The following is a 14,750-nucleotide window of genomic DNA, read 5'->3' as shown; positions in this document are numbered from 1 at the left end:
CGGACGGTCTCTCACCTCCCGCGGGTTTGGGCCGGCCCCTCTCTCACCTCCCGCGGGTTTGGGCCGGACGGTCTCTCATGTCCCTCGGGTTTGGGGCGGACGGTCTCTCACCTCCCGCGGGTTTGGGCCGGCCCCTCTCTCACCTCCCGCGGGTTTGGGCCGGCCCCTCTCTCACTACCCTTCCGCAGCCGGAGCCGAGCCCGGTTCGCCGTTCGTCGCCCGGAGGTAGACGTCCGCCAGGTGCCTCAAGTGCGGTACCAAGGCAGGTGGCGACTCGACAGTGAAATCCATGCCAAGCATGCCGATGTACGCGGCGATCGTTTCGAGGCTGTCGGCTCCGGTGACCAGCACGGACTCGGTCTCGGAGATCGACTCCACCACCCCGACCGTGTGGTTGATTCGAGCAAGGACGGCCTCTGCGGGTGCGGCGACGCGAAGACGAGCCTGCACTTTCCAACCGCTGGCGGCGATCGAGCGCATGGCGAACGCAGTATAGTCTCCACCTGGCAGCGGTGACGGGGAGAACCGACGGCGGGTAGGCATCCGGGGTTCTATCAAGTCCGCACGGAAGACGCCCCACTCATCGGCGACAGGGTCCCGACCCACCAGGTACCAGCGCCGTTGCCAGTTCAGCAGACGGTAAGGCTCCACAAGCCTGGACGTACCGCGGTCATCGAACCGGAACCATTCGACGTCGCGGAGGGCAGCGGCAATGGCCGCTAGAACAGAGTGGTTGACCTCAGGATCGGGTGCGTCCGTTCCGTTGTTCTCTGGTGCGCGGTCGACTTTTGACAGGGCGGTAACCGTGGGCCGCAGCCTCGCCGGAAGTACCTGTTCGAGTTTCGCGAGGGCACGGGCACTCGACTCGGCAATGCCCGCGATGCCCGTTGCCGTGCGGAGGCCAATAGCGACGGCGACGGCTTCCTCGTCGTCGAGGAGCAGCGGCGGTAGCTTACCGCCGGCACCGAGGCGATAGCCTCCCGCTGTCCCGCGGGTCGCATCCACCGGGTATCCTAGCTCCCGCAATCGGTCGATGTCTTTGCGAACCGTGCGCGTCGAAACGCCGAGGCGGTCAGCGAGGTCCGTGCCTGTCCAATCGGGCCGGGTCTGCAGGAGCGAGAGGAGAGCCAAGAGACGTTCAGCTGTAGAAGACATCGTGGGAAATTCCTGATTCTTTTAGGAAGAAAAGGTTCCTATATCGACCGTATCGTCTTAATCATGATGAATATCACAGAAGCGAGTATCGATATCCGCGACTTCCGCCTCGACGTTCCCCAGGCGGAACTTGATGATCTGATGGAGCGCCTGGCCCGGACCCGGCTGCCCCAAGAGGCGCCCGTTGACGACTGGGACGCAGGGACCCCTAACTCCTACCTTCGCGAAGCCGTGCACGCTTGGACCACCAGCTTCGACTGGAGGGCCCAGGAAGCGCGCATCAACGCCGTTCAGCATTTCACCACTGAGATCGATGGACAGCATTTCCACTTCATCCATGTGCGCTCACCACATCCGGGAGCCACTCCGCTGCTCCTGGCCCACACGTACCCCGGCTCATCCATCGACTACCTTGACATGATCGATGAACTCACCGATCCCGTGGCGCACGGCGGACGAGCTGAGGACGCCTTCGACGTAGTGGTCCCCGATGCCCCCGGTTACGGATTTTCTTATCCTGTGGCCGAATCCGGGTGGAACACTGCACGCGTGGCCCGGGCTTATGACGCTCTCATGCGCGGGCTTGGCTACACCCACTACGGAATCCACGGATCTGACAACGGCGCGATGGTGGCCCGGGAGCTCGGGCTCTTGAACCCTGACGGATTCCTTGGCCTCCACGTGCTGCAGCTCTTTTCATTCCCCTCGGGTGACCCCGCCGAGTTTGAGAAGCTTGAGCCGCAAGACTATGCCGGGCTTGCCCATATGGAATGGTTCCAGTCAGTGGGAGGCTACAACACCATGAACGCAAGCCGGCCGCAGACCGTGGCCGTGGGACTGAGCGACTCGCCTGTGGGGCTGTTGGCTTACAGCGAGTTGTTCAACTCGTTCGGAAACGGCACCTCGCTGGTCCCGCTCGAAAAGATCCTCACCGAAGTCACCGTGAACTGGTTCGCGAACGCGGCGTCAGGCATGAGTCGGAGCTACCTCGATAACGCGCGAGCCCAGGCAGAGCCCCAGGTCAATTTGGCGCCCACCGGGGTGGCAGTTTTCAAGGACGACTTCCAGACGATCCGTGTCTTCGCCGAGCGCGACAACTCAAACATCGTGCATTGGAGCCGGTTTGAGGAGGGCGGCCACTTCGCCGCCTTGGAAGTGCCATCGCTCGTAGCCGGGGACATTCGAGCATTCTTCGGGCTGCTACGCGCTGCGCGGTAACTCTGGTAACCGAAACAAAAAAGCCGCCCCGGTAACGACCGGGGCGGCTTTTGAGTTGAGGCGTTTAGCGCGAACGCTGGCGGAGACGCTGCATGTCCAGAATCACCACGGCGCGGGCTTCCAGGCGGAGCCAACCGCGCTGGACGAACTCGGCCAGCGCCTTGTTCACGGTTTCGCGGGAAGCGCCCACCAATTGGGCCAGTTCTTCCTGGGTGAGCTCGTGGGCCACCAGGACGCCGTCCGTTGCGGGACGACCAAAGCGGTCGGCCAGGTCCAGAAGGGCCTTGGCAACACGGCCCGGAACGTCCGAGAAGACGAGGTCGGACAGGGAGTCGTTGGTACGGCGGAGGCGGCGGGCCAGGGCCTGCAGCAGCTGCGCGGAAACCTCGGGGCGCGTGCGGAGCAGCGCGTTGAGGCTCTCATTTTTGAGGCCGGCCAGGCGGGTTTCCGAAACAGCGGTGGCCGTAGCGGTACGCGGGCTGGGGTCGAACAACGCCATTTCGCCAAAGAGCTCGCCCGGGCCGAGGATGGCCAGCAGGGACTCGCGGCCATCGGGGGAGGTGCGGCCGAGCTTCACCTTGCCGGAAACGATGAAGTAGAGCTGGTCACCCTGGTCGCCTTCGCGGAACACCGAAGCTCCACGTGAAAGGTCCACCTCGGTGAGTTCGTCCGTCAGCAAGCGGAATGCGTCGTCGTCAAGGGTGGCGAAGAGGGGTGCGCGGCGCAATACCTCGATGTCCATGAAATCTCCTGAATATAAGTTTCGGTCGTGGCGCTCAGGCCATTGTTTCAGAATTTTTAGGCTTCTGTGACGTACTTGGCACGTGAAACGCTGAAACTACGCGGATTTCGGCCGCGGGACACCGCAAATAGCGGCCCTGAACCGGCTTTTGGTGGCTGCTGCGGGTGATGTGACTAACGGTTGGTTGTCAGGGTCCACAACTACAATTGGCGCTACCCGGCTATGAGGAGCATTGGTGTTTGGCTTGACGATATTGGATTTGGCATTGATCTTGATGCTGCTGTCCTACCTGATCTATGGCCTGCGCAACGGCTTTATGGTCACGCTGGGTGGAATTGCAGGATTTGTGGTCGGCGCCATCGCGGCGTTTGTTGCCGTGCCGCTCGTAAGTGGCTGGGTGACGGACAGCGGTTGGAGGCTGACCGCCACGGTGGGTGCCGCCGTCGTGCTTATTGCTTTGGGTCATGGGTTGGGAACCATGATCGGGCGCAAAATCCGCCACGCCGTGCGGATCAAGCCGCTGCACGCCGTCGACCGGTTGATCGGCGGCGTGGTGAGCGTGGTGGTGGCTGCGCTGGTCATGTCCATGCTGGCATTCAGCATCAGTTCGCTGGGTGTGCCTTTTGTTTCCCAGCAGCTGGCCGGCTCCCGCGTGATCCGCTACATCGACACCATCACTCCAACGCCCGTCAAGAGCACCATGGCGCAGCTGCGGTCCACAGTGATCGGCGACGGCATTCCCAAACTCATCGAGGGCATCGGGCCCGTGACTCCGGTGCCCGTACCCAACGCCTCAACGGACACCCCCGCACTGAATCAGGCTGCCGAATCCGTCCTCAAGATCGCGGGCACAGCCTTTGAATGTGGCCAGAACCAGACCGGTTCCGGATTCGTCGTCTCGCCCGGGCGCGTCGTGACCAATGCGCACGTGGTAGCGGGCGTTTCGCAGCCGGTGGTGGAAGTTCCCGACGGCGGTGCGTTGCCGGGTCGGGTGGTGTACTTCGACCCCCAGCGGGACATCGCAGTCCTGGCCGTGGACGGCCTGCAGTCCAGCCCCCTGCCGATGAGTGCCGACCTGCCCGAAGGCAGCCCTGCGGCATTTGCCGGGTACCCGCACGGCGGTCCTTTCCAATCAAAACCGGCCACCGTTCAAGGAATATCGACCATTATTGTCCCGGACATCTACGGCGACAATCCCTCTCCAGAACTGGTCTACAAGCTGGCCGGTGACGTCCAGCCGGGCAACTCCGGCGGTCCGCTGCTGACCATGCAGGGCGAGGTGGCCGGGCTGATCTTCGCCAAGACCACCACCGATGCCGCCCTTGGCTTTGCCCTCACCATGGCAGACCTGGAGCCCGTGGCAGCGCAGGCCTCAGGACTCAGCAGCCCCGTATCGCCAGGTCAATGTACGCGTAAGTAACAGGCGCCTGTTGCCTCCCGGCCTGTTTTGACCGATCCTCTCTCACATCGTGAGCGTTTTGGGCCGATGCTCTCTCACCTTTTGGGCGCGATTCCCCGGCACCCTCCTGCCGCTATAGATTGGGAGCCATGACTGAAGCCACTCCCGCCACCGAAGCCGGTCGCGGCACCATCCTTGTGATCAATGGCCCCAACTTGAATCTGCTGGGTACCCGCGAGCCCGAAAAGTACGGCACGTCCACCTTGGCCGACGTTGAGCAACTCGCCATGTCGGCGGCTGCAGCCCACGGCTTCACTGTTGACTGCGTGCAGTCGAACCACGAGGGCGATCTCCTGGACGCGATCCACGCAGCACGTGGTACCGCCGTGGGGATTGTCATCAACGCCGGGGCCTATACGCACACCTCCGTGGCACTTCGTGACGCCCTGGCCGCAGTGCAGCTACCCGCCGTCGAAGTTCACATCACCAACGTCCACCAGCGTGAAGAGTTCCGTCACCACTCATACCTGTCGGGAGTCTGCACCGCGATCATCGTTGGCGCGGGCGTGCTTGGGTACAAGCTGGCCATCGATTACTTGGCGGAGGCCGTCTAAACCACGCGTTAGGTGAGTGAGGGTTCCCGGGTTGCCCGGGGGATGTGGAAGAGCGTTCCCGGGAAGCCCTCGGGATGTGAGCGAGCGTCAGAGGGCCGTGAACCGCAGCAGGATGGCGTGCTCCGGGTTCAGGACGGGCATGGGGAGCCCCACTTCGCCTAGGAACCGTCCCGTTGCTTCGGCTCCGGAGGCCAACCAGGGTGCGGGCTTCGCTTCGATGAACGTGTGCCCGTAATCGGCGTCCCCCGGTGAGGGGAAGATCGCCTCAACCCGGTAAGAGCGTGCGGGCTCCAGTCCTGGAATCGCCACTCGACCCGGCTGCTCGGCGAAGCCTGTCCGGGTCCTGACCACAGCGAACAGCGCGGCCGTGGCGCCAACCGGTGTCCCGGCGTCGAGCCCTTCAGCGTCCGCAACAACACCGTGCAGCATCAGCGACTCGTCCGGCAGGTCGGCGCGGACCATTCGTCCACTGTGGATGAGGCCGCGGTGTTCCTTGTAGAGGCCGATGAAGCGCTTGAGTTCCTCACGCTCCGCGCCGGTGACGGAGCGGACGTCCCACTCCATGCCGAAGTGCCCGAACAATGCAGTGATGGCACGGAAGGAGAGGTCGTGCGTCCGCCCGGTGGTGTGCGACGTGGTGGGACCAATGTGCCCACCCACCAGCTCCGGCGGAACCACCATGCCGGTCCAGCGCTGGATGGTCTGGCGTTCCAGGGCGTCGTTGCAGTCCGAAGCCCAGATGCGGTCCGTCCTCTCAAGGATCCCGAGGTCAACCCGCGCGCCGCCGGAGGAGCAGCTCTCGATCTCCACCCCCGGGTGGGCCGCACGGAGCGCATCGAAGAGACGGTACGCGGCCAAGGTCTGTTCGTGAACGGAGGCCCGGCCCGCATGCCCGTGCTCCACGAGGTCCCGGTTCTGGTCCCACTTGAGATAACTGATGTCGTTCTCGCGCAGCAAAGTATCCATGCGTTCGAAGATGTACTGCCACGCGTCCGGGTTCACGAGGTCGATCACGTGCTGCTGCCGCCACTCAAGAGGCAGCCGGCCACCGTCCTTGTGGGAAACGGCGGAAGGTCCCACGATCCATTCGGGATGCGCCCGGGCGATGTCGGAGTCGAGGTTGATCATTTCGGGTTCGACCCAGATACCAAACTCCATGCCGCGAGAGGTCACTGCCTCGATCAACGGTGTCAGCCCGTTGGGCCACACCGCCTCGTCCACGTACCAGTCGCCCAGCCCGGCGTGGTCGTCGCGGCGCCCGCGGAACCAGCCGTCGTCGAGCACGAAGCGCTCCACACCGAGGTCGGCAGCGGACTCGGCCAGCTCCATCAGCGTGTCGAGGTTGTGGTCGAAGTAGACCGCTTCCCAGGTGTTGAGGACTACTGGGCGCGGCTTGCCCGAGAGCGCGCCGACGTGATGCGGCCGTGAGCGGAACCAGCTGTAGAACGCCTCGCTGATGCCGTCCAGGCCGCGGTTTGAGTAGGCGGCAAACAGTGCAGGAGTGGTGTAACTTTCACCGGGCTGCAGGACCACTTCGGCAGGTCCCAGCAGCTCGGAGCCGCCTATCACGGTGCGCCCGTCAGCAACGCTGTCCGCGAATTCCTCGTGGTTGCCGCTCCATGCCAGATGCGTGGCCCACACTTTGCCATGCCTGTTGCCAAAGCCGGCAGTCCCGGCAGCCAGCAGGAGGGAGGAGTCGTGCCCGGTGCGGCCGTGCCGCCCCGTGCGGACCCACGTTCCCTGCTGGATGGACCTGCGCTGTGGGTGACGCTCACGGCACCAGCGGCCGGTCAAATCCAAAAGTTCGACGGCGTCAGGCGCCACCGGGAGCATCGTCGCCAACTCATCAACCTGGTAAGGCGACGTGCCGTCGTTGGTGACTGTGTGCCGCATTTCCAGCAGCCCGCCCGAGTACAACGTGAGGTTGCTGGTCACGGTGATGCCGGCGTCGGGGTCTGCCTGGACAATCACGGCAGTGGACCCGCCCGCAGCGCTGCCGTCCGTCGTCGCGCTCTGTACCCGCAGGCGAACCGAGAAATCGAAGCCGGGTACGCCGTCGGTGATGCGGTGGCCGCGGAGCCCGGATCTGCCCTGCCAGGCCGACGAAGCCTGGGGGAGGAGTCCGGCAGGGACGTTGGCGTCGATCGAGGACGGCGGGATGGGCTCGCTGAGGATCGACAACTCGGGCAGGGTGTCGCCCAGATCGGCTCCCCAGTGGGTGATCTCAGCCTCTCCGCGGTGGGTACTGATCACCAGGCTGGTGCCTGCGGAACGGAGATGGAGCGGGTGCATGTGTGAAGTCGCTTTCGAATCGAAGGTTCTGAGCCTGAACGGCGTGTTGTGAGGCCCGCTCTGCGCGCTTCGCGAGGAACTTAGGGCGCAGAGCGGGCCTCACAACGGGTGGGTTACAACGGGTGGGGCTACAACGGGTGGGGCTACTTGAAGAGGTTGTTGACCTGGTTGTTGGCTTCGGTCAACGAGGACGCGGGCTTCTTTCCGGAGAGTACGGCATCCATGGCCGGCTTCATGATGCCGTCAACCTTGGCCGCCTTGTCTGCGATGGGGAAGAGGAACGTGGTGCCGTCCTTCACATGCGTGGTGAAGGCGGAAACGTCGGTGCCCTTGTCAGCGAAGGCCTTGGCGGCAATCTCGGAGGAGCTGGCAAGAGCCGGGAAGACTACTGCCTTGCTGGCCACTACGTCCTGGCAAGCCGTGGAACCGAGGTATTCCACCCACTTGACGCTGGCTCCCGGGTTCTTGGTACCGGCCCAAATGGAGTCGGCCAAGCCGTTGAACATGGAAGCGCGCTCGCCGTTGGGTCCCTTGGGCGTGGGTGCGAAGGCGGTTTCGATGCCCTTGTAGGTCTGGTACTGGCCGATCAACCAGTCACCGTTGGTGTTGATCGCTGACTTTCCGGCGCCGAAGCTGTCCGGCATGCTGGCACCCACCGTGGTCTCCAGCTTGGGCATGTAGCCCTTGTCCACCAAGCCGGCCCACCAGGCGATGGTCTCCTGGAAACGGGGGTCGTCGTAGTTGAACTTGCCGCCCCACGGGTTCTTGTCCGTTGCGGTCCAGCCGGTGGTTGCGGTCAGGAAGCTCCACTCGGTCTGGCCCTGGCCGGAACCACTGCCCGTCAGGCCCAGTCCGTAGGTGGCCACGTTGTTCTTGTCGAACCCTGCTTCGTCGCCGCGCTTGCCGTTCTTGTCTACGGTGAGGTGCGCAATGGTCTTCTCGTAGCTGCCGCCGTCCTTCGGGTTCCAATCAAGCGAAGCCATCTGCTCTGCCGAGATCCCCGCGGCGTCAGTCATGGCCTTGTTGTAGAACAGGCCCACGGTGTCCCAGTCCTTCGGAAGGCCGTAGCGTTTGCCATCCTGGCCGACCCAAAGCTCCGGGAGCCCCTTGGTGTACGCGTCCAGCTTGATGCCGTCCTTCTCCACAGCCTCATCCAGGGAGAGCAACTGCTTCTTTGCGGCGTACTCGGGGTACTTGGAGAGGTGGTTGGTAAAGACGTCCGGGGCTGTTCCGGCCACGAAGCCATTGGTCAGGGTGGTCCAGTAGTCGTCCCATCCGCGCTGGGTGATCTTGACCTTGATATCCGGGTTGGCCTTGGTGAAGTCGTCAGCGCATTGCTGGTAGGCCGGGAGTTGGTTTGCGTCCCAGAGCCAGTAGTTGATCTCACCCTTGGCCTCGGTGGAAGCAGGGGAGGAGCCCCCACAGGCGGACAGGGTCAGGGCGATGGCGGCGGCAGCAGCGGCGACGCCGAGGGTTTTCTTCATAGCGAACCTTTCAAGGGTCTTTACAGAGGGGGTTTCAGGGTTGTTTTCAAGGGGGTTACTTGATTCCGGAGAATCCGATGGAGTTGACTACCTTCTTGCCGAAGGCGATGAACAGCAGGAAGATCGGCAGCGCTGCCACGAGGGTTCCGGCCATGAGCCCGGACCAGTCGAGGGCGCCTTGCGGTGACTGTGACTTGAAGACGCTCAGCCCCACCGTGAGCACGCGGACGTTCTCGTCCTGGCCCACCAGCAGCGGCCAGAAGTATTCGTTCCACTGACCGATGAAGGTCAGCAGCGCCAGGGTGGCGATGGGGGCGGCGGCGTTGGGAAGCACAATCTGGAAGAAGATGCGCAGGTGCTTGGCGCCGTCGAGCATTGCCGCTTCCTCCACCTCGCGGGACATGCTGAGGAAGAACTGGCGCAGGAAGAAGATGGCAAACGGAGTCATGAACAGGAACGGCAGGGACATTCCGGCCATGGTGTTCAGCAGCCCGAGGTTCTTGATCATCAGGAAGTTGGGCAGGGCCGTGAAGATCGGGGGAACCATCATGGTGGTCAGGAAGATGGCGAACACTTTGTTCCGGCCGGGCCAGCGCAACCGTGCGAAGGCGTAGGCGGCCATCGCGCTGAAGAACACCTGGCCGGCTGTGGTGATGGTGGCGAAGATGATGGAGTTGCGCAGGTAGAGCCAGAAGTTGATGGCCGCACCGGAGCCGCCGTCGGCGATTGCTTCTTCGGTGGTCTGCAGGCCAAGCACGCGTTTGAACGCGCCCCAACTGAAGTCGGCCGGCAGGAGGTTGCCTGCGTTGGATGCCAGCGCGCTGTTGCTGGACAGTGCCGTCCGCAGCATCCACAGGAACGGTGCGATGGTGATGGCGAGGGCGACGGCGACCAGCACCCACGCGCCGATCCGGCGCCAGTTGAGGGGCTTCTTGCGATTACGGGGCAGGGTTGAGGTAGTCATGGCGGTTTCCTTAGTCCACATCCGGCTTAGTCCAGGTCCGATTCATTGCCCTTGAGGAACTTCATTTGCACGAAGGCCACCAGGGCGAGAATGACGAAGAGGATCACGGACAGGGCGGAGGCGTAGCCGAAGTCGGACTCGCCGAAGGCTTTTTGGTAGATGTACATCTGGATCACGCGGGAGGCGTTGACGGGGCCACCGTTGGTGGTGACGGCCACGGTGTCGAACACCTGGAAGGAGCCGATCACGGTGACTACCAGCACCAACACCAACACGGGGCGGAGCAGCGGCATGGTGACGCTCCAGAACGTCCTGGTGGGGGACGCGCCGTCGAGGTTTGCTACCTCGTAGAGGTGGTTGGGGATGGATTGCAGGCCCGCGAAAATCAGCAGCGCGGTGTACCCCATGTGACGCCAGACGTTCACGAACGCGATGGTGGGAATGGCCCATTGTTCGCTGCCGAAGAAGGCGACGCGGGGAAGCCCGACCCAGCTCATGACTTCGTTGACGATGCCCAGCTGGTAATCGAGCATCCAGAACCAGAGGAGGGCGACGATGACGTTGGCCACCAGGAACGGAAGCAGCAGTGCCCCGCGGACGAACGTGGACTTGGCAACCCGGTGCATCAGCAGGGCCAGGCCCAGGGCAATGACGGTCTGGAAGCCGATGTTGAGGCCGACGTACTGGAGGGTGACGCCCATGGCGTTCCAGAACAGTTCGTCGGCGAAGATCGCGGTGTAGTTCTTGATCCCGATCCAGGTGGGCTCACCCAGGATGCTGTATTCCGTGAAGCTGAGGTAAATGCCGCGGATGGTGGGGACCAGGAAGAAAGCTACGAAGCCGATCACGGCCGGGAAGATGAAGAAGAGAGCGATTTTCAGGTCGCCGAGGCGGCTGGTCATGCTGCGTTTGGCAGGTTGGAGCTTGCGTCCGTGGTTGCCTCCGGAACGCCCCGAAGCCTTCCCGGTTTGCTTGGTTAGCGTGGTCATCGTCGACCCTTTCCTGACTGTGATGGGGGTAACAACTGGATGTGAATCTACACGAGTAGATTTGGATAGCGCAAGACATGACAGCAATTTTTGGTGATAAATGTTCGAATCTGTTCTATCTGTTGACTCGTGTAGATCCCGATGGAAGACTCATGAAGAACCCAACAAGGGACGCTTCGAAAGCTGCGCCTGCAGCTTCAGGAAAGGCAAACAATGACGTTTTCGATCGGTGTTGTGGGTGCCGGGCAGTTCGGCAGCCAGTTCGCACACTTGTTCAAGCTCCACCCGGGCGTCAGCGCGGTCTACGCAGTGGATGAACTCCCCGAGCGTGCAGCTGCAGCCCAGGAACGCTGGGGCCTGGATGGCGTCAAGGGCAGCTTTGAAGAGTTGTTGGAGTCCGACGTCGATGCTGTCGCCATCTTCACGCAGCGGTGGACCCACGGGCCTTTGGTCGAGCGTGCGCTGCGCGCTGGAAAGCACGTCTATTCAGCCGTGCCGATGGCCATTTCCGAAGAAGAAATCGCCCGGATCATCGAAGCCGTCCGCGAGACCAAGCTTGTGTACGCGATGGGGGAGACCAGCTACTACAACCCCGCCACGGTGTTCGCCCGCCAGCAACACGCCGCCGGCAAATTCGGCAGGATCTTCTACACCGAGGGCGACTATGTCCACGACATGGACCTGGGATTCTACGAGGCCTACCAGTACAGCGGCGGAGAGCGTTGGAAGGAAACCGCCAGCTACCCGCCCATGCTCTACCCGACCCACGCAATTGGCGGCGTCCTTGGCGCTGTGCCCGGCCACGCGGTCAGTGTCAGCTGCATCGGAGTGAAGGACCAGCGTGGTGACGGTGTCTTCGACAGGGAAGTCAGCATGTTCGCCAACGATTTTTCCAACGCCACGGCGCTGTTCGAAATGAACGACGGCGGTGCGATGCGCACCAATGAGATGCGCCGCGTCGGCTACCCCTCGCACATCCGGGAATCACGCTTCCGCTTCTTCGGCACGGACGCCAGCTTTGAACAACTCGCTACCACCACGGTGTGGCAGGACAAGTCTTCCGTGCAGGACGTGTCCGAGCAGGTGGAAACCAAACCGACCATGTCCTCCGATGATCCCTCCCTGGCAGACGTGGCGCCCGAGCTGCGGGACGCCTTCATCTCAGGCCTTGCACCGGTTCACGATCAGTCCCGTTTGCCCGACGAGTTCCTGGGCGCACCCAACGGGCATGAAGGCAGCCACCAATTCCTGGTGGACGACTTCGTGACGGCTGTGAACAACCGGACGCTTCCACCGGTCAATGCCTGGGTGGCAGCCCGCTTCACCCTCCCCGGGATCGTCGCCCACGAATCCGCGCTTCGTGCTGGGGAGCGGCTTCCCATCCGCGACTTCGGTGATGCTCCCGTGGAGTAGCTAGCATTTACCTCATGACAACAACAGCAGTACAAACCCCGCGCGGCCCGGTTACACGCAAAGACGTGGCCCGATACGCCGGGGTGAGTACCGCCGTCGTGAGTTATGTGGTGAACGGTGGGCCCAAGAACGTAGCCCCTGCCACGGAAGCCAAGGTGCGTGATGCCATCCGTGTCCTGGGGTACCGGCCGAACGCTGCGGCGCGGGCGCTGAAGCTGGGTTCCAGCGAGACGATCGGCGTTGTGGTGCCGGATAACACCAACCCGTTCTTCACGCATCTGGCCCATGCCGTGGAAGAGGCGGCCTCGGAACTGGGCTACGGGATGGTGCTCACCAACTCCGATGGCAGCCTGACCCGCGAGCGGAAGAACATCCGGACCTTGGCTGCACGCCAAGTGGACGGAGTGTTCCTGGCCAGCTGTGTGTTCGACCCCGACGTCACGGAGTTGGAGGCCTCGGAAATCCCGTCAGTCCTCTTGAACAACGCAGGATCCCCGCCGGGTTTCGCCAGCGTTGGCGTGGACCTGGAAGCTGGCGGCCGGGCCGCTGTCCAGCACCTGATAGGCCATGGACACACGAACATCGGCCTGGCCATCGGCACCAACACCGGCAACCAACTGGACGGGCGCGAAGTTGGCTGGCTGGCCTCGCTGCGTGAGGCCGGCTTGCCGGATGGCCCCATGCTGCACAGCCCGTTCACCCGGCCCGGCGGCTACGAAGTGGGCAAGCGATTCCTGTCCATGGCCAACCGGCCCACTGCGATTTTTGCCAGTAACGACATGCAGGCCATCGGCATCCTCCGCGCTTTCCACGAGGCCGGGGTCAGGGTGCCCGAGGACATGGCGCTGGTGTCCTTCGACGGGTCCTTGGACTCCGAATACAGTTGGCCCGCACTGACCACGGTGGCCCAACCGGTCCAACTGATGGCAGAAGCCGCCGTTCGGGCGTTGGTGGGCAAGGGCCGCGCCGAGGAACCACAGCACCACATCCTGCCCACCGAGCTGATCATCCGGCAGTCCTGCGGCTGCAAATAGCCCGCCGAGGTTGCAGTTCACACCCATGTTTTTGGAAAACATGGGTGTGAACTGCCAACTCGCGGGAGGTTACGACGGCGGCGGGCGGCTATGAGTCCATGCTCGCGTAGCGCTCCGGGCGGGCCAGCACCTGGCTGATCTGCGCCGTCCCGGCAGCGACGGCCAGACGGACCAGCAGGAAACCGGCGGCGAACACTCCGCCAATGGTCAGGAACACCACAGGCTGGGTCAACAACACCATGCCCGTCAGCGGCAGGACCAGCGCGGCCGCGGCGGCCGCCGAAATGCCGGCCACCAGGAACAACGGCGACATCACGGCTTTGACCCGCGACGCCACCATGAGCTTGCGCGGCATGCCCACGCGATCCAAGGCCACCAGCGTCGAAGCCCGGTCGAGCACCGCGGCTGCCTGGTTCACACCCGCTGAACACGCCACCATCAGGAACGAACCCAGCAGGGTGATCATCACGCCCGTGTTGATGTCCCGGACCAACAAGGCCGTCTCATCCGTGGCGTTGCCGCCCATGGTGTCGGCCACAGCCATGCCGACGCCCACGAAGACCCCTACGAAGCTGGTCATCGCGACGCCCCCAACTTGCCGCCACGATTCCTTGGGGCTTTCCAGCACGGTCCGGGCTGCCAGCAATTGCTCGGGCCGCTTGGCCCGCTTGAGCTGAGAGGACGCCCGCAACCTCAGGATCCATGGACCCATCAGGTTCAACGCCAGCAACGCCAGCCCAAAACAACCGCCCATGACGGCGATGATCACGATGAACGCGCCAAAGCTGCTGAGCATACCCATCGCCATTACGCCGACCACCACCACAACAGCCGCGATGAGTCCGCGAAGCCAATGGACGCCGTCGGCCGTTTGCCTGGTCCTGACGCCCAGCGGGGTGACCACGACCTTGCGAAGTCCCAGGGCAGCGCTCGCCGCGGCCAGCACACAGACGCCCAGGATGCAGCCGAGGATGGAGGGCACGGACAGCCAGGCGTGGCCGGCGATGGCCTGGCCGCGGAACTGGATCAGCCCCAGGAAGGGCGCTGCGCAGGCGTACAGCCCCGCCCCCGCGAGCGCTCCTACTGCCGCGAGCACCGTGGACTCGATGACGGTCATCCAGACCACTGTGGCGCTGTCCGCGCCCAACAAGCGCAAGGATGCCAAGCGGTCATCACGACGGCGGGCGGCGAGTCGGGCGGCCGAGGCGCCGAGGGTCAGGAGCGGGATGATGAGCAAGACCATGGCGACGACGGCGAGCGCTTGGTAAGTGCCTGCGATGTCGTCCGACCAGGACCAGAAAACCTGCGAGCCGCCGGCCACGGTCAGGAGCAGGGCTGTGACTGTTCCGAAGGCGAGGACCGGCAGTCCGGCGTCGCGGAGGCCTGTTTCGCGGAGACTGCTGCCGCTGCTTCGTGCCAGGTACGGGGTGAGCCGGAGGGCCATGG

General features: G+C 63.6%; 12 protein-coding genes. 5 read left to right on the top strand and 7 right to left on the bottom strand.

Going from position 1 to position 14,750, the window contains the following annotated elements:
• Positions 1-174 precede the first annotated feature (174 nt).
• Positions 175-1,155, bottom strand: a complete 981-nt coding sequence (locus tag RQH14_RS15630; protein WP_311214085.1) for a WYL domain-containing protein — start codon at positions 1,153-1,155, stop codon at positions 175-177.
• Between the two features lie 63 nt (positions 1,156-1,218).
• Between RQH14_RS15630 and RQH14_RS15625 the strand changes: the two genes are divergently transcribed.
• Positions 1,219-2,373 (top strand): epoxide hydrolase, encoded by a 1,155-nt coding sequence (locus RQH14_RS15625; protein ID WP_311214084.1) that lies wholly within the window; start codon positions 1,219-1,221, stop codon positions 2,371-2,373.
• Between the two features lie 64 nt (positions 2,374-2,437).
• On the opposite strand, the gene RQH14_RS15620 is transcribed toward RQH14_RS15625, so the two are convergent.
• A complete protein-coding gene (locus RQH14_RS15620; RefSeq protein ID WP_011775987.1) occupies positions 2,438-3,115 on the bottom strand; it encodes a Crp/Fnr family transcriptional regulator in 678 nt (225 codons plus the stop codon).
• A 235-nt stretch (positions 3,116-3,350) separates the two neighbouring features.
• On the opposite strand from RQH14_RS15620, the gene RQH14_RS15615 reads away from it, so the two are divergent.
• Positions 3,351-4,535, top strand: coding sequence for a MarP family serine protease (locus tag RQH14_RS15615; RefSeq protein ID WP_089596142.1), 1,185 nt, complete (start codon positions 3,351-3,353; stop codon positions 4,533-4,535).
• A 128-nt stretch (positions 4,536-4,663) separates the two neighbouring features.
• Positions 4,664-5,128: a type II 3-dehydroquinate dehydratase gene (aroQ, locus tag RQH14_RS15610; protein ID WP_311214083.1), complete on the top strand. Its 465-nt coding sequence runs from the start codon at positions 4,664-4,666 to the stop codon at positions 5,126-5,128.
• A gap of 87 nt (positions 5,129-5,215) precedes the next feature.
• On the opposite strand, the gene RQH14_RS15605 is transcribed toward aroQ, so the two are convergent.
• From RQH14_RS15605 to RQH14_RS15590, 4 genes are all read right to left on the bottom strand, one after another.
• Complete coding sequence (locus RQH14_RS15605; protein ID WP_311214082.1) at positions 5,216-7,420, bottom strand: alpha-galactosidase; 2,205 nt, start codon at positions 7,418-7,420, stop codon at positions 5,216-5,218.
• A 143-nt stretch (positions 7,421-7,563) separates the two neighbouring features.
• Positions 7,564-8,904 carry a sugar ABC transporter substrate-binding protein gene (locus RQH14_RS15600; protein ID WP_311214081.1) on the bottom strand — a complete coding sequence of 447 codons (1,341 nt, stop codon included), beginning with the start codon at positions 8,902-8,904 and terminating at the stop codon, positions 7,564-7,566.
• A 55-nt stretch (positions 8,905-8,959) separates the two neighbouring features.
• A complete protein-coding gene (locus RQH14_RS15595; RefSeq protein ID WP_311214080.1) occupies positions 8,960-9,868 on the bottom strand; it encodes a carbohydrate ABC transporter permease in 909 nt (302 codons plus the stop codon).
• Positions 9,869-9,894: 26 nt separating this feature from the next.
• On the bottom strand, positions 9,895-10,857 hold the full coding sequence (locus RQH14_RS15590; RefSeq protein WP_396136310.1) for a carbohydrate ABC transporter permease: 963 nt from the start codon (positions 10,855-10,857) through the stop codon (positions 9,895-9,897).
• A gap of 213 nt (positions 10,858-11,070) precedes the next feature.
• Between RQH14_RS15590 and RQH14_RS15585 the strand changes: the two genes are divergently transcribed.
• Together RQH14_RS15585 and RQH14_RS15580 are read left to right on the top strand one after the other, a co-directional pair.
• Complete coding sequence (locus RQH14_RS15585; RefSeq protein WP_311214079.1) at positions 11,071-12,270, top strand: Gfo/Idh/MocA family oxidoreductase; 1,200 nt, start codon at positions 11,071-11,073, stop codon at positions 12,268-12,270.
• Positions 12,271-12,284: 14 nt separating this feature from the next.
• Complete coding sequence (locus RQH14_RS15580; protein ID WP_311214078.1) at positions 12,285-13,304, top strand: LacI family DNA-binding transcriptional regulator; 1,020 nt, start codon at positions 12,285-12,287, stop codon at positions 13,302-13,304.
• Positions 13,305-13,392: 88 nt separating this feature from the next.
• On the opposite strand, the gene RQH14_RS15575 is transcribed toward RQH14_RS15580, so the two are convergent.
• Positions 13,393-14,748: an FtsX-like permease family protein gene (locus RQH14_RS15575; RefSeq protein WP_396136313.1), complete on the bottom strand. Its 1,356-nt coding sequence runs from the start codon at positions 14,746-14,748 to the stop codon at positions 13,393-13,395.
• Positions 14,749-14,750 lie beyond the last annotated feature (2 nt).

The organism is Arthrobacter sp. WCS2018Hpa-7, assembly GCF_031843805.1.
Taxonomy (GTDB): Bacteria; Actinomycetota; Actinomycetes; order Actinomycetales; family Micrococcaceae; genus Arthrobacter.
The sequence above is the reverse complement of the archived record's forward strand: the minus strand, read 5'-3'. Positions and strand labels throughout refer to the sequence as shown.